The organism is Kribbella sp. NPDC005582, assembly GCF_040605415.1.
In the GTDB taxonomy this organism is placed as follows: domain Bacteria; phylum Actinomycetota; class Actinomycetes; order Propionibacteriales; family Kribbellaceae; genus Kribbella.
Window position 1 is genome coordinate 1,652,419 of record NZ_JBEXCU010000001.1, and the last position, 23,315, is coordinate 1,675,733.

At 68.0% G+C, this 23,315-nt stretch carries 25 protein-coding genes; 13 read left to right on the top strand and 12 right to left on the bottom strand.

Translation table 11 applies throughout. The features are described from left to right. The first annotated feature begins 58 nt into the window (after positions 1–58). Positions 59–811, top strand: coding sequence for a discoidin domain-containing protein (locus ABZS29_RS08265; RefSeq protein ID WP_355459721.1), 753 nt, complete (start codon positions 59–61; stop codon positions 809–811). Here the strand turns inward: ABZS29_RS08265 and ABZS29_RS08270 are convergent. The 3 genes from ABZS29_RS08270 to ABZS29_RS08280 all read right to left on the bottom strand — a co-directional run bounded on the left by ABZS29_RS08270 (position 753) and on the right by ABZS29_RS08280 (position 3,337). Beyond that, the gene (locus tag ABZS29_RS08270) at positions 753–2,045 is read right to left on the bottom strand and encodes an MFS transporter (protein ID WP_355459723.1); all 1,293 of its coding nucleotides are present in this window, start codon (positions 2,043–2,045) and stop codon (positions 753–755) included. The genes ABZS29_RS08265 and ABZS29_RS08270 overlap by 59 nt on opposite strands. Positions 2,046–2,138: 93 nt before the next feature. Next, positions 2,139–2,885 carry a 2-phosphosulfolactate phosphatase gene (locus ABZS29_RS08275; RefSeq protein WP_355459725.1) on the bottom strand — a complete coding sequence of 249 codons (747 nt, stop codon included), beginning with the start codon at positions 2,883–2,885 and terminating at the stop codon, positions 2,139–2,141. 44 nt (positions 2,886–2,929) lie between these two features. Next, positions 2,930–3,337 carry a DUF3151 domain-containing protein gene (locus ABZS29_RS08280; protein ID WP_355459727.1) on the bottom strand — a complete coding sequence of 136 codons (408 nt, stop codon included), beginning with the start codon at positions 3,335–3,337 and terminating at the stop codon, positions 2,930–2,932. 146 nt (positions 3,338–3,483) lie between these two features. Between ABZS29_RS08280 and ABZS29_RS08285 the strand changes: the two genes are divergently transcribed. Together ABZS29_RS08285 and ABZS29_RS08290 are read left to right on the top strand one after the other, a co-directional pair. Continuing rightward, positions 3,484–3,933 (top strand): HNH endonuclease, encoded by a 450-nt coding sequence (locus ABZS29_RS08285; protein ID WP_355459729.1) that lies wholly within the window; start codon positions 3,484–3,486, stop codon positions 3,931–3,933. Between the two features lie 98 nt (positions 3,934–4,031). Next, complete coding sequence (locus ABZS29_RS08290) at positions 4,032–4,982, top strand: type IV toxin-antitoxin system AbiEi family antitoxin domain-containing protein (RefSeq protein ID WP_355459731.1); 951 nt, start codon at positions 4,032–4,034, stop codon at positions 4,980–4,982. Between the two features lie 66 nt (positions 4,983–5,048). Here the strand turns inward: ABZS29_RS08290 and fbaA are convergent, their stop codons facing one another. After that, complete coding sequence (fbaA, locus tag ABZS29_RS08295) at positions 5,049–6,074, bottom strand: class II fructose-bisphosphate aldolase (RefSeq protein ID WP_355459733.1); 1,026 nt, start codon at positions 6,072–6,074, stop codon at positions 5,049–5,051. Positions 6,075–6,245: 171 nt separating this feature from the next. Then, positions 6,246–6,965 (bottom strand): GntR family transcriptional regulator, encoded by a 720-nt coding sequence (locus ABZS29_RS08300; RefSeq protein ID WP_132407309.1) that lies wholly within the window; start codon positions 6,963–6,965, stop codon positions 6,246–6,248. A gap of 112 nt (positions 6,966–7,077) precedes the next feature. Between ABZS29_RS08300 and ABZS29_RS08305 the strand changes: the two genes are divergently transcribed. Further along, positions 7,078–8,124 (top strand): SIS domain-containing protein, encoded by a 1,047-nt coding sequence (locus ABZS29_RS08305; protein ID WP_355459735.1) that lies wholly within the window; start codon positions 7,078–7,080, stop codon positions 8,122–8,124. A 104-nt stretch (positions 8,125–8,228) separates the two neighbouring features. Continuing rightward, the gene (locus tag ABZS29_RS08310; RefSeq protein WP_355459737.1) at positions 8,229–8,636 is read left to right on the top strand and encodes a VOC family protein; all 408 of its coding nucleotides are present in this window, start codon (positions 8,229–8,231) and stop codon (positions 8,634–8,636) included. Between the two features lie 37 nt (positions 8,637–8,673). Here ABZS29_RS08310 and ABZS29_RS08315 read toward each other — a convergent pair whose 3' ends face one another. Further along, on the bottom strand, positions 8,674–9,051 hold the full coding sequence (locus ABZS29_RS08315; protein ID WP_355459739.1) for a helix-turn-helix domain-containing protein: 378 nt from the start codon (positions 9,049–9,051) through the stop codon (positions 8,674–8,676). A 101-nt stretch (positions 9,052–9,152) separates the two neighbouring features. On the opposite strand from ABZS29_RS08315, the gene ABZS29_RS08320 reads away from it, so the two are divergent. Further along, positions 9,153–9,707, top strand: a complete 555-nt coding sequence (locus ABZS29_RS08320) for an ester cyclase (RefSeq protein ID WP_355459741.1) — start codon at positions 9,153–9,155, stop codon at positions 9,705–9,707. A gap of 30 nt (positions 9,708–9,737) precedes the next feature. On the opposite strand, the gene ABZS29_RS08325 is transcribed toward ABZS29_RS08320, so the two are convergent. Further along, positions 9,738–10,520, bottom strand: a complete 783-nt coding sequence (locus ABZS29_RS08325) for an IclR family transcriptional regulator C-terminal domain-containing protein (protein WP_355459743.1) — start codon at positions 10,518–10,520, stop codon at positions 9,738–9,740. A 64-nt stretch (positions 10,521–10,584) separates the two neighbouring features. Here ABZS29_RS08325 and ABZS29_RS08330 point away from each other — a divergent pair, with 64 nt between their 5' ends. The 6 genes from ABZS29_RS08330 to ABZS29_RS08355 are packed head-to-tail and all read left to right on the top strand — an operon-like array spanning position 10,585 to position 16,925. Further along, positions 10,585–11,388 carry a CoA-transferase gene (locus ABZS29_RS08330; RefSeq protein WP_355459745.1) on the top strand — a complete coding sequence of 268 codons (804 nt, stop codon included), beginning with the start codon at positions 10,585–10,587 and terminating at the stop codon, positions 11,386–11,388. Next, positions 11,381–12,127: a CoA-transferase gene (locus tag ABZS29_RS08335; RefSeq protein ID WP_355459747.1), complete on the top strand. Its 747-nt coding sequence runs from the start codon at positions 11,381–11,383 to the stop codon at positions 12,125–12,127. Before ABZS29_RS08330 ends, ABZS29_RS08335 begins: the two co-directional genes overlap by 8 nt. Next, the gene (locus ABZS29_RS08340) at positions 12,120–13,157 is read left to right on the top strand and encodes a maleylacetate reductase (RefSeq protein WP_355459749.1); all 1,038 of its coding nucleotides are present in this window, start codon (positions 12,120–12,122) and stop codon (positions 13,155–13,157) included. The genes ABZS29_RS08335 and ABZS29_RS08340 overlap by 8 nt, the downstream gene beginning before the upstream one ends. Continuing rightward, a complete protein-coding gene (locus ABZS29_RS08345; protein WP_355459751.1) occupies positions 13,154–14,356 on the top strand; it encodes a thiolase family protein in 1,203 nt (400 codons plus the stop codon). Before ABZS29_RS08340 ends, ABZS29_RS08345 begins: the two co-directional genes overlap by 4 nt. Continuing rightward, the gene (locus ABZS29_RS08350; protein WP_355459753.1) at positions 14,353–15,198 is read left to right on the top strand and encodes an intradiol ring-cleavage dioxygenase; all 846 of its coding nucleotides are present in this window, start codon (positions 14,353–14,355) and stop codon (positions 15,196–15,198) included. Before ABZS29_RS08345 ends, ABZS29_RS08350 begins: the two co-directional genes overlap by 4 nt. Continuing rightward, positions 15,195–16,925: an FAD-dependent monooxygenase gene (locus ABZS29_RS08355; protein ID WP_355459755.1), complete on the top strand. Its 1,731-nt coding sequence runs from the start codon at positions 15,195–15,197 to the stop codon at positions 16,923–16,925. The genes ABZS29_RS08350 and ABZS29_RS08355 overlap by 4 nt, the downstream gene beginning before the upstream one ends. Here the strand turns inward: ABZS29_RS08355 and ABZS29_RS08360 are convergent. The 3 genes from ABZS29_RS08360 to ABZS29_RS08370 all read right to left on the bottom strand — a co-directional run bounded on the left by ABZS29_RS08360 (position 16,914) and on the right by ABZS29_RS08370 (position 19,062). Next, positions 16,914–17,120: a hypothetical protein gene (locus ABZS29_RS08360; RefSeq protein WP_355459757.1), complete on the bottom strand. Its 207-nt coding sequence runs from the start codon at positions 17,118–17,120 to the stop codon at positions 16,914–16,916. The genes ABZS29_RS08355 and ABZS29_RS08360 overlap by 12 nt on opposite strands. A 98-nt stretch (positions 17,121–17,218) precedes the next feature. Next, the gene (locus ABZS29_RS08365) at positions 17,219–18,400 is read right to left on the bottom strand and encodes an alpha-amylase family protein (RefSeq protein ID WP_355459759.1); all 1,182 of its coding nucleotides are present in this window, start codon (positions 18,398–18,400) and stop codon (positions 17,219–17,221) included. Beyond that, the gene (locus ABZS29_RS08370; RefSeq protein ID WP_355459761.1) at positions 18,397–19,062 is read right to left on the bottom strand and encodes a TrmH family RNA methyltransferase; all 666 of its coding nucleotides are present in this window, start codon (positions 19,060–19,062) and stop codon (positions 18,397–18,399) included. The genes ABZS29_RS08365 and ABZS29_RS08370 overlap by 4 nt, the downstream gene beginning before the upstream one ends. Positions 19,063–19,086: 24 nt before the next feature. Between ABZS29_RS08370 and ABZS29_RS08375 the strand changes: the two genes are divergently transcribed. Then, entirely contained in the window at positions 19,087–19,764 is a 678-nt protein-coding gene (locus ABZS29_RS08375) for a DedA family protein (protein ID WP_355459763.1), read from the top strand. 16 nt (positions 19,765–19,780) lie between these two features. Here the strand turns inward: ABZS29_RS08375 and ABZS29_RS08380 are convergent, their stop codons facing one another. Beyond that, entirely contained in the window at positions 19,781–20,146 is a 366-nt protein-coding gene (locus tag ABZS29_RS08380; protein ID WP_355459765.1) for a hypothetical protein, read from the bottom strand. 148 nt (positions 20,147–20,294) lie between these two features. Continuing rightward, on the bottom strand, positions 20,295–23,279 hold the full coding sequence (locus tag ABZS29_RS08385; RefSeq protein ID WP_355459767.1) for a BTAD domain-containing putative transcriptional regulator: 2,985 nt from the start codon (positions 23,277–23,279) through the stop codon (positions 20,295–20,297). Between the last annotated feature and the right edge of the window lie 36 nt (positions 23,280–23,315).

Below are 23,315 nucleotides of genomic sequence, written 5' to 3' on the forward strand. Positions count from 1 at the left end.
GTTCGTCGCAGTGGGTGCACTGGTCCTGGCAGCGGTTGGTGTACCTGAGCGATCGTCGTTGACTGTCGCCACTGACGTCGCGCAGGTTGCAGTGACACCGGTGCCGTGTTCGAAGGCCGGCTTCGAGCTGCGCTTCGGCAACACCGGAAAGACTGCCGTGTACGCCGACGCCTTCCTCGAGGCCGGTACGCCGTTGACGCTGTCACGCAAGCTGGTGTCCAGCTATCTGCCGCCGGGCTACACGTTGAAGGTTCCGATCGCCGTCAACGCGCCCCGCGGCACCGCACCGGGCGACTACTCGATCCAGATCAAGGCAGGCGAGCAGAAGGTCACCTTGCCAGTGCACGTCGGCGAGCCGCCGGTGGACACCACCGGCAATCTCGCTCGCTACACGCCGGTCACTGCCTCCAGCGAGCACCTGCCGAACTATCCGGCTTGCGGCGCAGTCGACGGCGACCGCGACTCCGAGCACTGGGCGAAGACCACCGGCTGGAACGACTCGACCAAAGGCAACTTCCCCGACTGGCTCCAGGTCACCTTCGACCAGCCGCAGACCGTCGGCCGCGTCGACCTCTACACCCTCAATTCACGCCAGTACCCGGCCGCCGGCTACGGCCTGAAGGACTGGGACGTGCAAGCCATGGTCGGTGGCGCGTGGCAAACAGTCGCCGAGGTTCGCGGCAATGTGGCCGGACTGACGAGCTCTACGTTCACGCCAGTCGCAGCCACCGCGGTCCGCATCCGAACGCTGGCTAGTAACGAAGGTCCGACGTACTCGAGAGTCGTTGAACTGGAGGTCTACGGGAGCTGACCCGCCTCAGGACCGCCATCGAGGTTGCGAGCAGAGCCGCCGCCAGCGCGACGGCGAAGCCGTACTGCGCGCTGTGGGCGTCCACCACGCGTCCCGCGAACGCGGCGCCCAGGGCGATCCCCGCAGCGCTCCCCGAGTTCATCCAGGTGAAGGCCTGCGTGAGCACTGTCGGTTCCACCGACGACTCGGTCATCACGGCCGAGAGGGTCTGGAACGGCGCGATCGCCAACCCCGGCAATGCCAGCGCAACTCCGACCGCCCACGGGGCCTGTACGACGAGCAGCGGTACGGAGGTGGCGGTCAGAACGGCCAGTACCAGCACGAACTGGTTTTCGACCACCATGCGCCATCGCCGAGCGCCGTAGATCACTCCGGCGAACAAGCTGACCAGACTGGTGATGCTGTACAGCGGTCCGGCCAGTGACGGTGTTCCACGCTCGACTGCATAGGAGGTGACCGACACCTGCATGCTGCCGAAGAAGAGCCCGATTCCGGCAGTGGCGGCAACCAGTGCGAGGAATCGCTTGTGCAGCAAGCGACTTGAGCGCACCTGGTGACCAGCTGCCGCCGGGGGCGGAGCTGTCCGACGCTGAGCCGCCAGGCTGAAGCCGCCTGCCAGCAGCAGGCTGGTTGCCAGCACCGTGCCGGCTACTGGGCTCCACAGCGAGCTGACCAGGCCGACCAGGCCTGGGCCGACCAGGAACGCGACGCTGGTACTCAGAGCCTCAAGCGCGAAGGCTGATGACAACAGACCGGAGCCGCGGAGCGCATAGACCCAGCGGGCCGAAGTCTGCGCACCGACTTGCGGGAGTGACCCACCGGCGAGGACGCCTGCTCCGACCAGCACCCAGAGTGGCGCCTGTCCAACAGCCAGGCCGATCAGCATGGCCATCGCCAGCGCATGGGTGAGCAGGATGATCGGCAGCATCCGGGTCTGGCCGAAGCGGTCGATGAGTTTGGCGACCTGCGGTCCGACCAGCGCTTCGGCGACCGCGAATCCGCCGGTTACGGTGCCGGCGACGGCGTACGAGTCAGTGGATCCGTGGACCAGCCAGACGATGCCGAGGCTCGTCATGGCGATTCCGATTCGAGCTGGTGCAGCTGCGAGGTAGAACTTCCACGCCCCGGGAGTACGGAGTACTTGGGCGTAGCTGAGCCGTCCGGTGAGTGCCGGCACGGTAGAGCCTTCCGCTGCCCGTCGGGGCGGGGGCCGACCGTGGGCGTCCAGCTTCACCGGTCTGCCGAATCCGCCTACAACCGTCCATGTTCGGCAGGAAGCGGGGACGCGCGCCGCCTGCCGGCTCTGTCAACGGGCAGAAATCATCGTTCAGATTGACGTGGTCAGCTTACCGTCTCTCAGCACCGGCACGGAGTGACTCTCGTCTACCTCTGCCGCGATCCGCACGTCTTCGGGATACCCGTACTGCGTGAGCTCACGTCCGCCGGCGCAGTCGTGCAGGAGTGCCGGCAGTTCGTCCGCCACTGCGTCGTACGCCGCTGCTGCTGCTCGGGCCTCCGGTGACAGGCCCTCGCTCTCCAGCGCGCTCAGGAAGCCACCTGCGCCCCAGAGGTCTTCGACAGCCGGTCGGAGCGAGCCGTCGCGCCAGCGCTCCCCGGCCGCGATCGCGACGACCTTCAGAGTCGGGTCCTCGGCGAGGCGCTGGTTGGCCCACTGCGCGGCTGCCAGTCGGTTACGGAGCGAGACCGCGATCACAGTGGCGCCGCTGTCACTGAGCTGCTGCGTGATGGTCGAGCCGTTGGGCGACGGCAGTACCAGCCGGGTGACACCGGTCGCCTGACGGATGGTGATCGGGGACAGGCTCACCTCGCCGGGGCCGGCTTCGGAACGGCCGACTGCGAGCTGGGCGTCGTACTGCTTGGCGTAGGCGACGGCTGTCTCGTCACGCCAGCGGTAGGGGTAGACGTCGATGCCGAGGTCGGCCGCGACCGTGACTGCTGTGGTGAAGGACAGGACGTCGACGACGGCGACCAGGTGTCCGGCAACCACCTCGGCGCCGACCGGACCCCAATCGAAGCCGACGCGGAAACCGTGCTGGGCGTAGGGGCTGGTCATCCGACGCATCCTGCCGTCGGGGTGACCAGCCCAGCAACCCTGTTTCAGGCCAGTACGTCGGCTGCGGTGGGTGACGAGTCGCGCAGGAAGGTCGAGCAGCGCTCGGCCTCTTCGGTCTCGCCGATGATGCCGGCGGCCTTGCCGAGAACGGCCAGGCAGCGCAGGAAGCCGCGGTTCGGCTCGTGCTCCCACGGGACCGGGCCGTGCCCCTTCCAGCCGTTGCGCCGGAGCAGGTCGAGCCCCCGGTGGTAACCGGTCCGGGCGTAGGCGTAGGCCTCGATGGTGTTGCCGTCGGCGAGGGCCGCCTCGGCGAGCGTCCCCCAGGCCAGCGACGAGGCCGGGAAGCGGGCCGCGACCTCGACCGCGGGAGCCCCGGCGGCGAGTTCCGCCGCGGCCGGGTCCACTGGGAGTAATGTCTCGGGTGGGCCTGAGAGCAGATTGTTCAATTCCATAAGCACATCTTCGCCGATCACGCCGCCGACCCGGCACGTGACCGTCTGGCGAAATCCGTTGACCGTTCACCGAGCGGCCACGGATGCTTGAGACCCTTGCGTCAACACCGCCGTGGTTCCCAGCTACGGCCGGAAGGAGGCACCGGATGAGCGTCATCGTCCTGAACGCGTCGTACGAGCCGCTGCACACCGTCTCGGTCCAGCACGCCATCCGGATGCTGGTCCGCGAGGTCGCGGTCGTCGAAGAGGCGCACGGAGAGCGATACATCGGCCCGTTCCCGGTCCCCCGCGTGCTGCGCCTGGTCCGCTACGTCGTCACCCACTGGCGCTACGCCGCCGGCCGGATGAAGTACTCCAAACACGGAGTCCTCCGCCGCGACAAGTTCCGCTGCGCCTACTGCGGCCTCGACAACGCCGACACCATGGACCACGTCCAACCCAGGTCCCGGGGCGGCCGCACCGAGTGGCTCAACGCGGTCGCCGCCCACGCCTCCTGCAACGAGCGCAAGGGCAACCGCACCCCGGTAGAGGCCAACATGCCCCTCCTCTGGCAACCCTGGGTACCAACCCGCGCCGAGCTCGTCATAGTCACATGACGAGCATTTTTTATGCCCGGATCCGGCCTGCCTAGGAGTTCTCCACAGGTTGGAAGTTGTTGGTGGATCGAGGGGGTGATTGCTGCACCTTCTTGGGTATGAATCCTCAACTTGCGGTGATGGCCTGCCTTCGGGGCGGGGTCTTTCGGCGGGCGGATGCCCGGGCTTGTGGTTACGACGACGCGGACATCGACTATCTGCTGGCGAGCGGCGGGTGGCGGCGGATCCGGCGCGGGACGTATGCGGAGCAGCGGGCGTTCGAGGTCGTGACGGAAGCGGCGCTGTACCTGCGGCGCGTGCATCGGGTGTTGCGGGCGGGTGGCGGGCTGGTCTTCGCGAGCCATCAGTCGGCGGCGGCTCTGCATGCGCTGCCGGTGTGGGGGCTGGACCTCTCGACCGTGCACGTGACGGCCACCGGAGGTCGGCGTGGCCGAGTCGGCGGGGTGTATCGGCACATCCGGGATCCGGTCGGCCCGGGCGTGCTGATCTGGAACCGGCTGCCGATGGTGTCCGCGGCCCGGGCCGTCGCCGAGGTGGCGGCGACAGCGCCGACCATCCCGGCGATCGCCCTCGCCGACGCCGCCCTGTACGCCGGTCTCGCCTCCAAGCGCACGTTGCGCCGCGCCGCCGGCCTCCTCGAGTACGGCGGGGATCGGGCGCTCGGCGTCTTCGCGCACTGCCGAGGTTCGGCCTCGGTGGCGGAATCGCGGCTGCGGTTCATCCTCGAGGCGGGCGGACTCCCGGAGCCGGCCGAGGTACTGCCGACAGGTGTCGAAGTACCGGAGCGCGAAGCGGCCCTGTGGTTTCCCGAGCAGCGCACACTGCTCGAGTTCGAGCTCCGTCATCCCTACTGGTGCGAAGAACCCGACGAGGACGCCGAGCAGCCGCCACCCGTTCCAGCCGCGGACGGTCCTCCGCCGGTCGAGACCTGCTGGATCTCGTGGACCGATCTCGACCACCCGAAGGCCGTGCTCGACCGCATCACGAGCACGTTCGCCCGGGCGGCCCGCCGTACCGACATCCGGCACGTGGACTTCGCCCGGATGTGACGAAGGGGCCCGTCGCCGAAGCGACGAGCCCCTCCAAAACCCAGTCCTGCAAGGAGGAACCAGATGTCAGGCGTTCAGCGAGGTGCCGGTGGAGCGCAGGCTCTCGCAGGCTTCCTTGACGCGGTCGGCCATACCGGCCTCGGCGGCCTTGCCCCACGCGCGCGGGTCGTAGGCCTTCTTGTTGCCGACCTCACCGTCGACCTTCAGGACGCCGTCGTAGTTGCCGAACATGTGCGCGGCGACCGGACGGGTGAACGCGTACTGCGTGTCGGTGTCGACGTTCATCTTGATCACACCGTGGTCGACCGCGGCCCGGATCTCCTCCAGGGTCGAGCCGGAGCCGCCGTGGAAGACCAGGTCGAACGGGCGCTCCTTGCCGATCTTGGCGCCGACGGCGTCCTGGATCTCCTTGAGGATCTCCGGGCGCAGCTTGACCGAGCCTGGCTTGTAGACGCCGTGCACGTTGCCGAAGGTGAGCGCGGTCAGGTAGCGGCCGTGCTCGCCGGCGCCGAGCGCCTCGACGGTCGCGAGACCGTCCTCGACGGTGGTGTAGAGCTTGTCGTTGATCTCGTTGGCGACGCCGTCCTCCTCACCGCCGACGACACCCACCTCGATCTCCAGCACGATCTTCGCCGCAGCCGCCTTGGCCAGCAGGTCCTTGGCGATCTCGAGGTTCTCCTCGAGCGGCACGGCCGAGCCGTCCCACATGTGCGACTGGAACAGCGGGTTCTCGCCGCGGGCGACGCGCTCGGCGGAGATCTCCAGCAGCGGGCGGACGAAGCCGTCCAACTTGTCCTTGGGGCAGTGATCCGTGTGCAGCGCGATGTTGACCGGGAAGTTCTTGGCGACCTCGTGCGCGTAGGCGGCCAGGGCGACCGAGCCGGTGACCATGTTCTTCACGGTCGACCCGGACAGGTACTCGGCGCCGCCGGTGGAGACCTGGACGATGCCGTCCGAGCCCGCCTCGGCGAAACCGCGGATCGCGGCGATCAGGGTCTGCGAGGAGCTGACATTGATGGCCGGGTAGGCGAAGCGGTTCTGCTTGGCCTTGTCCAGCATCTCGGCGTAGACCTCAGGGGTGGCAATAGGCATGTCTCGCGGTACTCCTCACAACAAAGTTCCTGTGGGTTGAGCTCCAGTATCGCCGCCGGGTACTTCGTCGTACCCAGCAGCCCGCCTGCCGAGCCGGCCAGGTGGCCGGGGAGCGAACGGCAGCGGAACAGACCAGTTGATGAACAGGACCGATCCAGTTTGTTACAGCTTTCAGGCCGATCCGGAGCGCGGGCCCCGCGGGGTGAGGGCCATGTGCAGCCGGTACCGGTCGGCCCGGTAGGCCGACCAGGACAGCTCGACGACCTTGCGGCCGGCGAAGGTGGTGCGCTCGAGGACCAGCAGGGGTGCCCGCCTGGCCACGCCGAGAACCCGGGCGACGTGACCGTCGGCGTTGTCCGCCCGGACGGTCTGCTCACCGGAGGTGACGACGACGTCGTACTCGCTGGCGAAGACGTCGTACAGGGTGCCGAGCTCACGGCCGAGCAGGCCGGGGAAGAGCGCGGACGGGTAGAAGCCGACCTCGTAGGCCATCGGCGACGCGTCGGCCGTGCGCAGCCGCTCGACCCGGATCACCTTGGTGCCCTTGGCGACCCGCAGTCCCTTCGCGGTCTCGTCGGAAGCCTCGATCTCGGTGGCCGACAGGACCACCGTGCCAGGCTCCAGACCGCGGGCCCGCATCTCCCGGGAGAATGAGGTCAGGTGCAGCTGGGAGTCGACCTGCGGGCCGGTGACGAAGGTGCCCTTGCCGTGCACCCGCTCCAGCGCGCCGGACTCGACCAGGTCGCTGATCGCCTGCCGGACGGTCACCCGGGAGACGTTCAGTTTGTCCACCAGGGCCCGCTCCGAGGGGATCGGGTCCCCCGGGTGCAGCTCGACATCGATCAGTCGTTCCAGCACCGATCGGACCTGGGCCCGTTTCGTCGCCACCATCGAATCTCGATCCTCCAGACCTGGGCGGGCCTCGGGGGTGCCCCGGGACGCCGCTCACTGCTATGGTGCGCAGCATACCTGTTAAGACCAGATAGGACCAGTGATCGCAGTGGTGTCTGTCCCCGCCCCGGCAACCCAGATGGCGCGCGAGATCGCCGAACAGCCGGCCGCTCTGGCCGCGACGTTCGAGCACGTTCTCCCGTTGCGGCACGACATCACGCGGCTCGCCGCGGGTCGCCGCAACGTCATCTTCGTGGCTCGGGGGTCGTCCGACAACGCGGGTGTCTACGGCCGCTACCTGACCGAGATTCACGCCGGCCGGCAGGCCGCGCTGGCCGCTCCGTCGGTCGCGACGCTGTACGGCGCCAACCTCGACCTGTCGAATTCGCTGGTGGTCGCGGTCAGCCAGTCCGGCGCGACCCAGGAGATCGTCGACACCGCGGAGTGGGCCAAGCGGAACGGCGCAGCGGTTGTCGGCATCACCAACGACGGCGACAGCCCGCTCGCCTCGACCGCCGACGTCGCCCTGATCACGCAGGCCGGCAAGGAGCTCGCGGTCCCGGCGACCAAGACCTACACCACCCAGCTCGCCGCAATCACCGTCGCGGTCGACGCCCTGGCGCAGAAGCCCGGCACGCTGGACGCCGACATCGCCCGCGTCCCGGATGCGGCCGCGAAGATGCTCGAGGGTTCGGTCGAGGAAGCCGCCACACTGCTCGCCGGTGCGCACGACGTGCTCGCCAGCGGCCGCGGTCTGACCTTCGGCACCACGCTCGAGGTCGCCCTCAAGCTCGAGGAGACCTGCCTCCAGCCGGTCCGCGGCCTGTCGTACGCCGACCTGAAGCACGGCCCGATCGCGGTCGTCGACGCCGACCTGGTGACAATCCTCGTTGCTGCCGGCGAAGGCCCGGCGCTGCCCGGGATGACCGAGCTGGCCGGCCTGGTCCGCGAGAAGGGCAGCAAGATCCTCGGCATCGGCGGCGACCCGGCCTTCGCTGCGCGTTGTGACGTGAACCTGGTCGGCCCGGATCTCCCCGAGACCCTGGCCCCGCTGGCCCTGGTGATCCCGGCCCAGCGCGTGATCGAGGCTCTCGCCCGCAAGCTCGGCCTCGACCCCGACGCACCCCGCGGCCTGCGCAAGGTCACCCAGACCGACTGATCAGTTTCAGCCTTTCCAAGTAGCGGCCACAACCTGTCCTCTTCTGCTGCGAGAGTAGAGACATCAGCACAGCAGAAGAGGGATGTGGGCAAATGTTGCGAGGCATGGCGACTGTGAGCTTCTACGCGGCGGACGTGAAGGCGGCCCGGGACTGGTACCAGGAACTCCTCGGGGTCGAGGCCTACTTCGCGGTCCCGTCGGCCGACGACCCGCAGTACGTCGAGTTCCGGATCGGCGACTTCCAGGCCGAGCTCGGCATCATCAACTCGAAGTTCGCATCACACACGGTGGACGGCGGTTCGGCGGGGGCCGTCCTCTACTGGCACGTGGACGAACTCGAGGCCTCGCTGGCCCGGCTGATCGAGCTCGGCGCGACTCTGATCGAGGAGATCACCGAGCGCGGTGTGAACACCGGCTTCCGGACCGCCTCGGTAGCGGATCCGTTCGGCAACGTCATCGGCATCATGAACAACCCGCACTACCTGGAGATTCTCGAGTCCACGCGCTCCTGACCCCAGCACCCCGAGGCCCGCGCTCACTGACCAACGGTCAGTCGGCGTGGGCCTCGTCGTAGTCGGACTGGGCGGTGAGGATCGCGGGCATGTTCGTGGTCAGGTAGCCGATCAGGTCCAGCAGCTTGCCGGCCAGTACGGCGCCGGTCGGCGTCAGGCTGTACTCGACCTTCAGCGGGAACGTCGACTGGACATCACGGAGCACCAGGCCGTCCCGCTCCAGCGCCTGCAGCGACTGGGCGAGCATCTTCTGACTCACTCCGTCGACCTGCCGCCGGAGCTCGTTGAAGCGCAGCGGCCCGTGGGCCAGCGCTCCGAGCGCCAGCGCTCCCCACCGCCCGGTCACGTCCTCGAGCACCGGGCGCGACGGGCATGCGGAGGAGAACACGTCGTACTCGATCTCCTGCTCGGTCACCTGCCCAGTGTAGTTCGTCTCGGGAACCAGGTACTTGAAGTTTCTAGTTTCTATTGGTAAGCAGTATCCAGCAGAAACTACAGATACGAGATGGAGTGACCATGGCGATCGATCGGCGTTCCTTGATCAAGAACAGCGGCGCGGTAGGTTTCGGGGCGTTGGCCCTGGCGGCGGTGAACAGCGGCACCGCACTCGCGGACTCCGCCTACCCGGCGCACCTCTCGCCGACCGAGCGGCGGCACCTACGGATCTTCGACGAGCTCGACTTCGAGATCTTCTCCGGCCAGAAGTGGGACCGCCTCGACGAGAGCCACGCCCGGAACATTCGCGTGCATTGGCCCGACGGTCACTTCACCGACGGCATCGACAAGCACATCGCCGACCTGAAGGCGATGTTCGTCTGGGCGCCCGACACCCGGATCCACGAGCACCCGCTACGCCTCGCGACCAACGAACTGACCGCCGTCACCGGGATCATGGAGGGCACCTTCACCCGCCCGATGCCCGACGGCAAGGGCGGCTACATCCAGCCCACCAACAAGCCCTACCGCATCACCATGGCCACCGTCGGCATCTGGAACCGCCACAACACCATGGACGAGGAGTACCTCTTCTGGGACAACCAGTCCTTCAACGCCCAGATCGGCCTCGGCTGACCGAGTACGCCGGGTGCTCAAGGTGGGCGGCTAGAGGTGGCCGCGGTGCTTGAGGGCGGTGGTGATTTGGTCGGCGGCGCGCAACAAGTGCGGGAGGACTTCCGACCTGAGGGAGTCGAGGGTGGAGCGGGAGGCGTGGGCCGAGACGTTGAGGGCGGCGATCACGCGGCCGCGGGAGTTGTGGATCGGAGCGGCGAGCGAGCGCAGGCCGAGCTCCAACTCCTGATCGACCAGCGCGTAGCCGTCAGCGCCGGCCGCCTCGACGACTGATCGGAGTTCGTCAGCTGAGGTGACAGTGCGAGGCGTGAGCTGCTCGGCCTGTACGTCGGACAGGTAGGCACCGAGGTCAGTCGCGGAGAGACCGGCGAGCAGGACCCGGCCCATTGACGTGGGATAGGCAGGCAGCCGCGCACCGACGCCGAGGGCGACAGTCATGATCCGGCTCGTGGGCACCCGGGCGACGTACACGATGTCGGGGAGGTCGAGCGTCGCGATCGAGCAGGACTCGCGGGTCGCGGCGCTCAGCTCTTCCATGTACGGCCCGGCGAGCTCGCCGAGGTCCAGCGAGGACAGGTACGCCCAGCCGAGCGCGAGCACGCGCGGCGTCAGCGAGAACTGACGGCCGTCGGTGCGGACGTAGCCGAGCTGTTCGAGCGTGAGCAGGATCCGCCGCGCGGTCGCCGGGGTGATGCCGACGTCGCGCGCCACCTCGCTCAGCGTCAGCGCCGGCGCCTCGGCGGAGAACGCGCGAATCACCGCGAGCCCACGCTCGAGCCCCTGCAGGAACGTCCCACTAGACGCGTCTCCGGCCACCGACTACCCTACTTTTCGTTGAAAGAAGAACTTTTCGCTCAGCGAAATCATAGTGGAGCCGCACATGCCACGTCCAGTCCCTCTCGACGAAGCGATAGCGACCCACGTCCACGACGGCGACACCGTCGCGCTCGAAGGCTTCACGCATCTGATCCCGTTCGCCGCGGCCCATGAGATCGCCCGCCAGGGCAGACGGCACCTGAAGCTCGTCCGGATGACGCCCGACGTCGTCTACGACCAACTGATCGGCCTCGGCGTCGCGGACGAGCTCGTCTTCTCGTACGGCGGCAACCCCGGCGTCGGCTCGTTGCACCGGCTCCGTGACGCCGTGGAGAACCAGTGGCCACACCAGTTGGTGGTTCACGAACACAGCCACGCCGGACTGGCCAACGCGTACGTCGCCGGTGCAGCGCGACTGCCTTTCGCCGTATTGCGCGGCTACAGCGGTACGGATCTGGAAGAACAGCGGGACATCATCGGCCGGGTCACCTGTCCGTTCACCGGCGAGGAACTGGCCGCGGTGAAGGCAATCAACCCGGACGTGACCGTCATCCATGCTCAGCTCGCGGACCGCGCCGGCAACGTGATGCTGTGGGGAATCACCGGTGTGCAGCGAGAAGCGGTCCTCGCGGCCGAGCGGGCGATCGTCACGGTCGAAGAAGTCGTCGACGAGTTCCCTGAACGCACCGGTGCGGTCGTGCTGCCGGAATGGGTGCTGGCCGCGGTGAGCGTCGTACCGAATGGAGCGTGGCCCTCGTACGCGGACGGCTATTCCGTGCGGGACAACGACTTCTATCAGCAGTGGGATGCGGTGTCGCGGGACCGCGACGCTTTCCTGCAGTGGGCCAAGGAGCAGGACTATGTCTGACAGCGCCGATCTGATGAACGTCGCCGCCGCCCGCGAACTGCATGACGGGGACGTGTGCCTGGTCGGGGTCGGTCCGCCGAACCTCGCGGCGAACCTGGCCAGGCACACGCATGCACCGAACTGCCGGCTCGTGTACGAGTCGGGCGCGATCGACGCGAAGCCGCACCGGCTGCCGCTGTCGATCGGGGACGACGACCTGGCCGCGACCGCGACCGCGGTGGTGTCGGTACCGGAGATGTTCAACTACTGGGTCGGCGCCGGGCGGATCGACATCGGCTTCCTCGGGGCCGCGCAGATCGACCGGTTCGGCAACATCAACACCACCGTGATCGGCGACCACGAGCATCCGACGACCCGGCTGCCCGGCGCGGGCGGGGCGCCGGAGATCGCCGCCAACGCGGGGCGGGTGATCGTGATCGTCAAGCAGTCGCTGCGGACGTTCGTCGAGCGAGTCGACTTCATCACGAGCGTTGGCTTCGGGCCGACGGGGCGCGAGCGGCAAGCACCGGGTGCCGGTCCGACGCTGGTGATCACGGATCACGGCGTACTGGAGCCGGATCCGCAGACCAACGAGTTGACGTTGACTCGATTGCATCCCAGCGTGACCGTCGAGCAGGCTCGTGCGGCCACTGGGTGGGAGCTAAAGGTTGCCGACAGCATCGAAATCGTCCCACCGCCCACCGCGCACGAGCTGGACGTGCTGCGCAGACTGCGTGCCCGCGAGGTCATCCATGCCTGAGAACTTCGTGCACACGTCCTATCCGAGCCGAGTGGTCTTCGGCGCAGGCTCGCTGGAGCAGGTGGCCGCCGAGATCGAGCTCCTAGGAGTACGGCGTGCCCTCCTGATCGCGACCGGATCAGCGCACCAAGCAGCCAATGTGGTCGAGGCGGCACTGAAGGAACGGTTCGCCGGCCGGATCGACGGCGTCCGGCAGCACGTACCGACCGAAGTCGCCGAGGCAGCGCGCACAAAAGCACGCGAGGTCGAAGCCGACGGAGTGGTCGCGATCGGCGGCGGCTCGGCGATCGGGCTGGCCAAGGCAATCGCACTCACCGCAGACGTGCAGATCCTCGCCGTACCGACCACGTACGCCGGTTCCGAGATGACACCGGTGTGGGGTGAGACGAGCGGCGGCAGCAAGACCACCGGCACCGACCTGCGAGTACTGCCGAAGACTGTTGTCTACGACGCCGAGCTCACGCTCCAGCTACCGCTCAACGTGACCGCGGCGAGTGTCGCCAACGCGCTCGCGCATTGTGTGGAAGCAGTGTGGACGGAGAAGGCGAACCCGATCACGGAGACCACGGCAGTAGAAGCCGCGAGAGCATTAGCGGACGGTCTACTAAAGGTTCTTCGAGAGCCGACCGACGCAGACGCCCGCGGCGAGCTGCTCTTCGGCGCCTGCCTCGCCGGTACGGCGCTCGCGTCGGCCGGTACAGGTATCCACCACAAGCTCTGCCACCTCCTCGGCGGAACCTACAACCTTCCGCACGCCGAGACCCACGCAGCAGTACTCCCCCAAGTGGCCCGAGCGAAGGCCCCCGAGGTCCCGCAGGCGAAGCGCCGCCTGGAGGAAGCCCTCCACACCGACGATCTCGCGACCGGTCTCTTCGAGCTGTTCGAGGCAGCGAAGGTCCCAACCAGCCTGCAGACGCTCGGACTCACCCGCGAGCAGGCCAAAGAGGCCGCCGAACGCTTCCCCGGTGACGTCGACGACATCCTCACCAGAGCCTGGGCCGGAACCCGCCCCGAAGGAGCGCCCCGATGAGATCCGCTTACCTCCTGGACGCCGTCCGCACCCCGGTCGGCAAACTCGGCGGCGCCTTGTCCGGCGCCCGCCCCGACGATCTCGCCGCCGTCACCCTGCAAGAACTCGTCCGCCGCACCCCGAGCCTGGACCCGGCCGAACTCGACGACATCATCCTCGGCAACGCGAACGGCGCCGGCGAAGAGAACCGCGATGTCGCCCGGATGGCCGCACTCCTGGCCGGCTTTCCCACCAGCGTCCCCGGTACGACGGTCAACCGCCTCTGCGGGTCCGGCCTGGAAGCCGCGATCCAAGCGGCCCGGGCGATCGAGACCGGCGACGCGAGCTTGGTGATCGCCGGTGGCGTGGAATCGATGAGCCGCGCACCCTGGGTGCTCCCGAAGCCCGACCGAGCCTTCCCCCACGGCAGCCTGCACGCCGAATCGACCTCCTTGGGCTGGCGTTTCATCAACCCGAGGATGCCGAAGGAATGGACGATCTCCCTCGGCGAAGCGACCGAGCAACTAGCCGAGAAGTACGGCGTCACGCGGGAAGCGCAGGACCTGTTCGCCCTGGAGAGTCACGAGAAAGCGGCCAAGGCCTGGGCCACCGGCACCTTCGACGACGAGGTACTGCCGTGGGACCGCCTCACCGAAATCCTCCCGAAGAAGCACACCCCGCTGACCCGCGACGAGTCGATTCGCGACGGCAGTACGCCGGAGTTGATGGCCAAGCTGAAGCCCGCCTTCCGGGACAACGGCACGGTCACCGCCGGCAACGCGTCCACGCTCAACGACGGGGCATCCGCCGTACTGATGGCCGACGAGGCGACAGCACACAGACTCGGAACACCGTTGGCCAGGATTGTCAGCCGAGCAGTGCACGGCGTGGAACCGCAGTACTTCGGGATCGGACCGGTCGAGGCCGCCAACAAAGCGCTGGCCAAGGCAGGTATCGGCTGGAGCGGCCTGACCCTGGTCGAGCTCAACGAGGCCTATGCCGCGCAAAGCCTGGCATGCCTGGGTGAGTGGCCCGACCTCGACCTCACGAAAGTCAACGTGAACGGCGGAGCGATCGCCCTCGGGCATCCCCTGGGCAGCTCGGGTACGCGCATCCTGACCACCCTCGCGCACGAGCTGAAGCGGCGCGGCGGCGGCTACGGACTGGCCACTCTCTGCATCGGCGTCGGGCAGGGCCTGGCGATGGTGATCGAAGCATGAAAGGCACAGCGATGGACTTGCAAGGCGAAGACCTGACAGACGCGGTGGTGGCCAGCTTCGACAGCAGCCCAGCGCCGCGGACCAAAGAGGTGCTGAGTGCGCTCGTGCGGCATCTGCACGCGTTCGCGCGCGAGGTCGACCTCACCGAGGAGGAGTACTTCCTCGCGATCGATTTCCTCACTCGGACCGGACAGATCTCCACCGGAACCAGGCAGGAGTTCGTGCTCCTGGCCGACGTCCTCGGCCTGTCCATGCTGACCGTCGGCCTGGGCAGTCCGGCGACCAGTGGTGCGACCGAGTCGACGGTGTTCGGACCGTTCTTCGTCGAGGGTTCGCCCGAGGTCAAGAACGGCGACGACATCGCGAACGGCGCCCCCGGCGTACCGTGCCTGATCAGCGGCCGCGTCCTGAACACCAAAGGCGAGCCGATCGAAGGCGCGACCGTCGAGACATGGCAGGCCGACGAGGACGGGTTCTACGACGTCCAGAAGGACGGTCTGGCTGGACCACAGAACCGCGGCCACCTCACAACCGATGCCGACGGCAACTATTCCTTCCGGGCGGTGAAGCCGGTGGCCTATCCGATCCCCGTCGACGGACCGGTCGGCGAGCTGCTCCGCGCAGCGGGACGCGGCTGGATGCGTCCCGCGCACATCCACTTCATGGTCACCGCGCCCGGCTACCGCCGCCTCATCACCCACGTCTTCGAAGCCGAAGACCCTTATCTGCAAGCGGACGCAGTCTTCGGCGTTAAGGACTCGCTGGTCACCGACTTCACCGAACACCCCGATGGTCACTACTCCGTCACCTACGACCTGGTACTCGCCGAGGAGCCGCAATGATCACCACCGACGTCCTGATCGTCGGCAGCGGCCCAGCCGGTGGCGCCGCCGCTCTCTTCCTGTCCACGTACGGCGTCGACACCGTCGTACTGACTCGCTACGGCTGGACCGCCAACACGCCCCGCGCCCACATCACCAACCAGCGCACGATCGAGCTGATGCGCGACATGGGCATCGAGGACCAGATCACCGGCAAGGGCACCGCGCACCACCTGATGGGCCAGACCGCCTTCTGCACCAGCCTCGCCGGTGAGGAGATCGGCCGGATCCGCACCTGGGGCACGCATCCGCGCCGGCTCGCCGACTACACCGAGGCCAGTCCGGTGCTGCCCTGCGATCTCCCGCAGACGTTGTTCGAACCGATCCTCGTCAGTACGGCGGCCGCCCGCGGCGCGAAGGTCCGGTTCAACACCGAGTACCTGTCGCTCGAGCAGGACGACAACGGTGTGACCGCCACCGTCCGCGACCGGCTCTCCGGCGAGATCTACCAGATCCGGGCGAAGTACCTGATCGGCGCGGACGGCGGCCGCAGCAAGGTTGCCCAGGACATCGGCCTGCCGATGGCGGGCGCGATGGACATCGAAGGCTCGATGAACATCGTCTTCGAGGCCGACCTCTCCAAGTACGTCGCGCACCGGCCGAGCGTCCTCTACTGGGTACTGCAGCCCGGGGCACAGATAGGAGGGATCGGCGCCGGCCTGATCCGGATGGTCCGCCCGTGGACCGAGTGGCTGATCGTCTGGGGCTACGACATCACGCAGCCCGCGCCGGTGGTCGACGAGGCGATGGCGACCGAGATCGTGCACAACCTGGTGGGTGACGACACGATCGACGTGAAGCTGAAGAGCACCTCGGTGTGGAGCGTGAACCACATGTACGCCGAGAAGGCGTCGAGCGGGCGCGTGTTCTGCATGGGCGATGCGATCCACCGGCATCCGCCGAGCAACGGTCTCGGCTCCAACACCTCGATCCAGGACGCGTACAACCTGGCCTGGAAACTCGCTCTCGTCCTCAAGGACCAAGCCTCGCCACAGCTGCTCGAAACGTACGACGAGGAGCGGACGCCGATCGCCAAGCAGATCGTGGACCGGGCGAACAAGAGCCGCACCCAGTTCGGCCAGATCTTCACCGCCCTGGGCATGACCCCGGACGCTCCGGCCGGCCGAACCATCGATTCCCGCAAGGACGACACCCCGGAAGGCATCGCCCAGCGCGAGGAACTGCGGACCGCGATCGAGCTCAAGGACTATGAGTTCAACGCGCACGGCGTCGAGCTCGGTCAGCGCTATCACTCGGCCGCGGTGATCGCCGACGGTACGCCGGAGCCGCCGTACGAGCGTGATCCGGAGCTGTACTACCACCCGACCACTTGGCCAGGCGCACGCATTCCGCACTGCTGGCTGACTCGCGGATCGGACACCGTCAGCACGCTCGATGTCGTCGGCAAAGGCCGGTTCACCCTGCTCACCGGGATCGGCGGTGAGGCCTGGGTCAAGGCAGCCCAGTCCGTTGCCGAACAGCTCGGCGTACCGATCGAGTCCTTCGTGATCGGCCCGGGCCGCGAGCTCGACGACCTGTACGGCGACTGGGCGCGCGTGCGCGAGATCCCGGATCACGGCTGTCTGCTGGTCCGCCCGGACGCACACATCGGCTATCGCGCGTCCGAGCTCCCTGCCGATCCCGCCGAAACCTTGCAGCAGGCCGTCAATCAGCTCCTAGGCCGCTGACGACTGCCGCGTCTCGGCCGATTGCCGGGCCTCGCGGAGAATCTGGTCGAGGATGGCCGAGATCTCCGCGGTCTCGGCATCCAGCAACGTGATCAGCGCGACCCGCGACGACTCCGAGCGCGCTTCCAAGGCGGCCGCGCTCAACGCGCGCACCGTCCCCAATTCATGGATCAGTTCGTCCCACAGTGAACTCATCAACATCCCCTGTTTTCCCGTCACAAACCCAGTCGGCGCGCGTGAGGGCGCGCCGCCCCACCCGAGGGGCTGACTTTGGTCGAGAAGCCTCACTTCTGTCAGAGGGACAACGCGGCACCCGGCCCGGGGGTTACGCGTTCCGTCAACAATCGCCAGCTCTGCGCCGGAACGGACTCCCCCGCGAAGTGGAATTCGTCGTCGCTGATGTTCAGCAGGAGCAGCACTGAGTCGTCGCCACTGGCCGACCGCAGCGCCATGGTCCGGTTGGCCAAGTGCTCGACCGTCGTCCGGCTCCGCGTCAGCCACCGATTGTTCCGCCGGACACCGATCAGCTCCTGATGCAGCCGGTACGTCGCCTCTCCGGACGGCGCGAGCTCGTCGGGGCGTGAGGGGAACACCGGCCGGATCGCATCGTCGCCGCCGATCCGATCCTCCTTCAGCCCGCGGAACCCCTGCTCGTCTCCGGAGTAGATGCTCGGCACCCCCGCGACCGTGAACAGGATCGCGAGCGCGTGACCGACATGCCGCTCGTCCTCGAGCCGGGTCGCGATCCGCGTCACGTCGTGATTGCCGACGAAGGTCTGCGGCACGAAGGTGTCCAGCAACGCGTCGTGCCGTCCTAGCGCGTAGGCCAGCTCGAAGAAGTTGCCGTCGTTCAGCGAGCTCCAGATCGCCTTCCACAGCTCGTACTGCGTGATCGAGTCCAGCCCGCTCTGTGCGACGTACTCGGCGTAGTCGCCGTGAATCATCTCGCCGAAGAACCAGGCGTTCGGGAACCGCTCCCGCGGCAGGACGTTCCGCCAGAACTCGGCCGGCACGGCATACGCCACATCGAGCCGCCACGCATCTACACCGCGCTCGAGCCAGTACTCCAGCACCTTGGCCACATACTGCGCGACCGCGGGATTGCTGTGATCGAGGGCGACCAGCTGATCGTGGCCCTCGAAGGTGTGGTCCGCCATCCACTCGGGGTGCACGAACGAGCGAGCGACGTGATTGAACACCCCGTCAAGCGCGACCTTCAATCCCCGCTCATGCGCCGCCGCGATCAGCGCGTCGAAGTCCTCGTCGTCGCCGAGTCGCGGATCGATCCGGAAGTGGTCAACAGTGTCGTAGCCATGTGTTTCCGAGGCGAAGATCGGCCCCAGCAACAGGCCGGTACAACCGAGCTCGACGACATAGTCCAGCCACTGGACGATGTGCGGCAGCCGATGGCCAGGCGATGAATCCGCGCCGGTGAAGCCGAGCGGATAGACCTGCCACCAGATCACGTCGCTCATGTGTGCTGCCCAAAGGTGTGCCGGCGGATCCACGCGTGCATGGCGATCGCGGCAGCCGCGCTCGCGTTGATCGAGCGGGTGGAACCGAACTGCGCGATCGAGAGGACCGCCGTACAGATCTTGTGGGCTTCGTCGGTGAGCCCGGGGCCCTCCTGACCGAAGAGCAGGACGCAGCCGGCTGGCAGCTCAAAGGTCTCCAACGGCACTGACCCGGGCAGGTTGTCGATACCGATCACCGGCAGCTCGCGCTCGGCGGCGTACGTCGCGAGGTCGGCGAGCTGCGGGTGGTGACGGACGTGCTGGTAGCGGTCGGTGACCATCGCGCCACGGCGGTTCCACTTCCGGTTGCCGACGATGTGGACCTCGGCGGCCAGGAAGGCGTTCGCAGTGCGGACGACCGAACCGATATTGAGATCGTGCTGCCAGTTCTCGATCGCGACGTGGAACGGGTTCCGCTGCCGGTCGAGGTCCTCGACGATCGCTTCCAGCCGCCAGTACCGGTACTTGTCGACCACGTTGCGCCGGTCGCCGCCGGCGAGCAGCTCCGGGTCCAGGCGGGGGTCGTCCGGCGGGTCGCCGATCCACGGACCCACGCCGACCTCGTTCGGTCCGACCACGTCGGTCCCGCGGAGGTCCTTCTCGTCACGATTGAGCTCCTGCACAGGTTGGGACGCTACCCTGTGCGCGTGCTTCTACAACTCGCGATGCTGATGCCGGACTGGATGGACCCCGAGTTCCTGCTGAACTGGCTGGGCGACTGGGCGCTGTGGGGCACGCTGATCGTCGTGTTCATCGAGTGCGGGGTGCTGTTCCCGATCCTGCCCGGTGACTCGCTGCTGTTCGCCGTCGGACTGTTCATCGCGAAGGGCACGATCGACGTCCCGCTGTGGCTGGCCTGCGTGCTGCTGACCATCGCGGCGTTCCTGGGCAACGTGTCGGGGTACTACATCGGCCGGGTGCTCGGGACCTCGTTGTTCACGAACCCGAACGCGAAGTTCCTGAAGCCGAAGTACATCGTGCAGACCCACGAGTTCTTCGAGCGCTACGGACCGCGGGCGCTGGTGCTGGCCCGGTTCGTGCCGATCGTGCGGACGTTCATCACGATCGTGGCCGGCGCCGGGCGGATGGACCCGAAGAAGTTCTTCCTCTGGACCGGAGTCGGCGCTGTCATCTGGGCGCCCGGGATCACCCTGCTGGGGCACGCGCTGGGCAACGTGGAGTTCATCCACGCTCACCTCGAGTCCGCGCTGATCCTGCTGGTGCTGGTCTCGCTGATCCCGATGGGTGTCGAGATCCTCCTCGCCCGCCGCCGGAACAAGGCGGCCGGCGACGGTGCCGCGAAGCACGCGGCCCCCAAGCACTGAGCGTTACTGGGTTCTCTTACTGGCCGAACGGAAACACCGGGTCCGACCAGATCCAGTCCGTGCTCACCTCACTGAGCACGGCGATGGACACCGGACCCTCGACGAGCGGACCGACCACCTGACCGGACCCGAGCGCACAAGCCACTCGGATCCCGTCTGCCGCCTGGTACCAGACCAGCGCCCCCCGTGGCGCAATCCCTTCGTGCAGAAGGGAATGGTGGTCGAGCCATCGCACCGCGTCGGCCGCGTCGTGCCAGCCGCTGTCCTGCGCATAACCGAACGCCATCCGCTGGAACTTCAACGGCCAGTCCTGCCACGCCGTCGACCCCACCCGCTCCAGCTGCCAGTTCAGCGCCGCCTCGGTCTCCCGCGGGTTCGTCACCCGGCGCTCCACGACAACATCCCCCCAGGCCATAGGTATCCCCCGATCCCCGTTTACCGCCGGCCCCTTGTTGCCGTGCTGGGACTACCTTGCCCGGCAGGTATACAGCCGCCGTACATTGCCTCGTTGTACGGCGCCTTGTACGGCATCAGCCCGCGGCGGCGTCGTTGTCGAACTCGGCCAGCTCGCGGCGGCAGGCCGCGGCTCGAGCGTCGTGACCGGCCTGCTGCCAGACCCGCGCGGCCCGGTCGAAGGTACGGCGGGCCCAGTCCAGTTTGCCGGTCTGCAGGTAGAGCCGGCCGAGGTGTTGCGCGGCCTGACCTTCGACACTGCGATCGCCCAAGCGGCGGCCGATCTCGATCGAGTCGAGCAGCATCTTGCGGGCCGCGGCCAGCTCACCGCACTTCATCAGCGCATGCCCAAGGTCAGCACGCGCCCACGCCGCACAGTGGTCGTCACCGAGACCGGTGAACGTGCTCAACGAGTGCCGTAGCTGCCGGACTGCCTGGTCGTGGCGGCCCTGATGACTCCGCAGCTCCGCGATCCGCCGCCGTACCTTGGCGACGCGATGCACGTCGCCGAGCCGCACGCCGAGCAGGAACGCCTCGGCCAGGTAGCGACCAGCCGTGACCGTGTCACCACGGGCCAGCCAGATCGACGAGGCCGCGGTCCGGGCGACCGCTTCGCCGTTCGCGTTGCCGACCTCCATGAACGCCTCGATCGCCTTCTCGTACTGCGCGAGGCTCTCGTCGGGCCGGCCGCGCTCACGCAGCCAGGTCCCGAGACCGACGGCACTGATCCCGTCGCCGTACCGGTCTCCGACCTCGGCGAAGATCCGCGCCGCCTGCTCGAGGTGGTTGGACGCCGTGTCCCAGTCGTCCTGGTAGATCCCGAGCTGACCGAGGTTGCGATGCATGATCGCCTCGGCCCACCGGTCGCCGGCCGCGATCGCGCTCTGCAGCCCATGCCGGTGCGACTCGCCCCAGTCGTCGAACCCGGCGCGGATGTCGAGATACGGCCCCCAGGCCGAAGCGATCCGCCACGCGTACTCATGAAGACCGTTCTGCGCCGCGGCCCGGATCGCGGGCACGAACGTACTGCGCTCACTGTCGAACCAGGCGATCGCATCGGTCTCGGTGAACGGCGCCGGATCCGGTGACGTCAACGGAGCGGTGTGCTCCAGTACGCCGAAGTATTCGACCGAGAGCGCCTTGTTCGCCCTCCGGATCTTGTTCAGGATCGCGTCGAGCACCGTCGCGACGTCCTTGACCGCTTCGGCCTGCTGGCTCTCGTCGCCGACCCCGATCGCGTGCAGGCGCAGCAGATCGTGCATGCGGTAGCGCGCCGTACCGCGGTGGTCGACGGAGCTGATCCGCACCAGGTTGACCTCGATCAGCCGGTCGAGGCTGCGGCGTACCGAGGCTGGGGATGCGATCGCCTCGAGCGCTCGGGCCGAGAAGACACCGACCGCGAAGTGACCGATCAGCCGGTAGAGGCGGGCCTCTTCCGGGCTCAGCGCGTCGTAGCTCAAGTCGGCACTGGTCCGCACTGCCAGCTCACCGATGCTCAGTTCGTCGAGCCGCGAGCTCTCGTCCCGCAACCGCCGGGCCAGCTCGCCGGGGCTGAGGTCGGGGCGTTGTGCCAGCCGACTGCCGACGATACGGATCGCGAGCGGCAGGTTGCCGCAGGCAGCAAGGATCTCCTCGGCAGCAGAGGTGGTTCGGTCGACGCGACCTGCACCGGCCACGGACTCCAGCAGCGCAGCGGCCTCTCCGTCGTCAAAGGTGTCCAGCGGGAGGCTGTCCGCGCCGGCCAAATCAGCCAGCCGGTTGCGGCTGGTGACGACCACCGCGGAGGCTCCGGTGCCTGGCATCAGCGGCGTGACCTGACTGGCTGTGGCGACATCGTCGAGGATGATCAGCACCCGCCGGCTGGCCAGCTCGGACCGCAGCATCGCCGAACGGCGTTCAGGATCGGTCGGGATCGCGTAGTCGGGCAGGTTGAGGCTGAGCAGCAGATCGGTGAGCGCGGCCGCTGGATCGCGCGGTTGCGTGGCGCCGTGCATGTCGAGGTAGACCTGTCCGTCCGGGAAGTAATCCCGGACCAGATGTCCCAGCCGAACGGCCAGCGAGGTCTTGCCGGTCCCCGGTGCACCTGACACGACCGCGATCGGCGGCCGGACGGGGTCCCGACCGCACACGAGGTCGCGGAGCTGCTCCAGGTGTTCCGCGCGACCGCTGAAGTCCGGCAGATCGAGCGGCAGCTGGCTGGGCGGCCGCACTGGATCAGTGAGCTCCGGCGCGGCCATCGGGCCCGGCGGCGCTTCGGTCGCCGCGCGTTCCGGCGTACTGGTTGCTGCTGGGATGCCAGGGTTCGGCCAGTTGGCGGAGCGGCCGTTCTCCGCGCGGGCTCCGGCCGCTTCCAGCTCTGGACCGGGCTTGATGTCCAGCTCGTCGGCGAGCGTCTGCACAGCCTTCGCGTACGCCGCTCGCGCCTCGCCGACCCGACCGGCCGCGAGCAGCGCGTCCACGAGTCGCCGCCAGAGCTGTTCGTCGTACGGATCGTCGGTGAGCCGAGCACTCAGCAGTACGGCGGCGCCCGCGGCATCGCCGTACTCGAGGCGCAGGTCGAGCAGGCTGTCGACGAGTCCACGGTGCTGGGCCTCGAGCCGACCGAGCGAGCCCTCCCAGGCCGCTGGGACGATCAGGTCCTCCAGTGGCCGCCCGCGCCAGAGCGCGTAGGCACGGGACAGCACCTGCATGGCCTGCTTGCCGTCACCGGCATCGCGGAGGTGGCCGCCCTCGGCGAGGAGCGATTCGAACAGGCTCGCGTCGAGCTCGTCGACGCCGACCTCGATGCTGTAGCCGGCGGCCGAGGTGTCGATCGGGGCCGGCAGTCCGGCGTCCTGCAGCACGCCGCGCAGGGCACGGACGTAGGTGCGAATGTTCGCGGTCGCGGAACGTGGCGGGCTGCTCTCCCAGAGTGCGTCCGCGATCAGGTCCGTGGAGACGAAGCGGTTCGGGTGCAGCAGCAGCGTGGCCAGCAGTTGCCGCGGTTTCGCGGCCTTCAGCGGCTGGCCCTGGACGTGGCTGAGGCGTAGGGGTCCGAGGATGCGGTACCTCGGACTGTCCACTCGCCTGCCCTCTCCACTCTCGAACCGACCCATCGT

Bases quoted from the DNA above. Each gene is read 5' to 3' on its own strand.
- ABZS29_RS08275 (WP_355459725.1), bottom strand. From the start codon at position 2,885: ATGACCAGCCCCTACGCCCAGCACGGTTTCCGCGTCGGCTTCGATTGG.
- ABZS29_RS08280 (WP_355459727.1), bottom strand. From the start codon at position 3,337: ATGGAATTGAACAATCTGCTCTCAGGCCCACCCGAGACATTACTCCCA.
- ABZS29_RS08285 (WP_355459729.1), top strand. From the start codon at position 3,484: ATGAGCGTCATCGTCCTGAACGCGTCGTACGAGCCGCTGCACACCGTC.
- ABZS29_RS08290 (WP_355459731.1), top strand. From the start codon at position 4,032: ATGAATCCTCAACTTGCGGTGATGGCCTGCCTTCGGGGCGGGGTCTTT.
- fbaA (WP_355459733.1), bottom strand. From the start codon at position 6,074: ATGCCTATTGCCACCCCTGAGGTCTACGCCGAGATGCTGGACAAGGCC.
- ABZS29_RS08300 (WP_132407309.1), bottom strand. From the start codon at position 6,965: ATGGTGGCGACGAAACGGGCCCAGGTCCGATCGGTGCTGGAACGACTG.
- ABZS29_RS08310 (WP_355459737.1), top strand. From the start codon at position 8,229: ATGGCGACTGTGAGCTTCTACGCGGCGGACGTGAAGGCGGCCCGGGAC.
- ABZS29_RS08320 (WP_355459741.1), top strand. From the start codon at position 9,153: ATGGCGATCGATCGGCGTTCCTTGATCAAGAACAGCGGCGCGGTAGGT.
- ABZS29_RS08330 (WP_355459745.1), top strand. From the start codon at position 10,585: ATGCCACGTCCAGTCCCTCTCGACGAAGCGATAGCGACCCACGTCCAC.
- ABZS29_RS08335 (WP_355459747.1), top strand. From the start codon at position 11,381: ATGTCTGACAGCGCCGATCTGATGAACGTCGCCGCCGCCCGCGAACTG.
- ABZS29_RS08340 (WP_355459749.1), top strand. From the start codon at position 12,120: ATGCCTGAGAACTTCGTGCACACGTCCTATCCGAGCCGAGTGGTCTTC.
- ABZS29_RS08345 (WP_355459751.1), top strand. From the start codon at position 13,154: ATGAGATCCGCTTACCTCCTGGACGCCGTCCGCACCCCGGTCGGCAAA.
- ABZS29_RS08350 (WP_355459753.1), top strand. From the start codon at position 14,353: ATGAAAGGCACAGCGATGGACTTGCAAGGCGAAGACCTGACAGACGCG.
- ABZS29_RS08355 (WP_355459755.1), top strand. From the start codon at position 15,195: ATGATCACCACCGACGTCCTGATCGTCGGCAGCGGCCCAGCCGGTGGC.
- ABZS29_RS08360 (WP_355459757.1), bottom strand. From the start codon at position 17,120: ATGAGTTCACTGTGGGACGAACTGATCCATGAATTGGGGACGGTGCGC.
- ABZS29_RS08365 (WP_355459759.1), bottom strand. From the start codon at position 18,400: ATGAGCGACGTGATCTGGTGGCAGGTCTATCCGCTCGGCTTCACCGGC.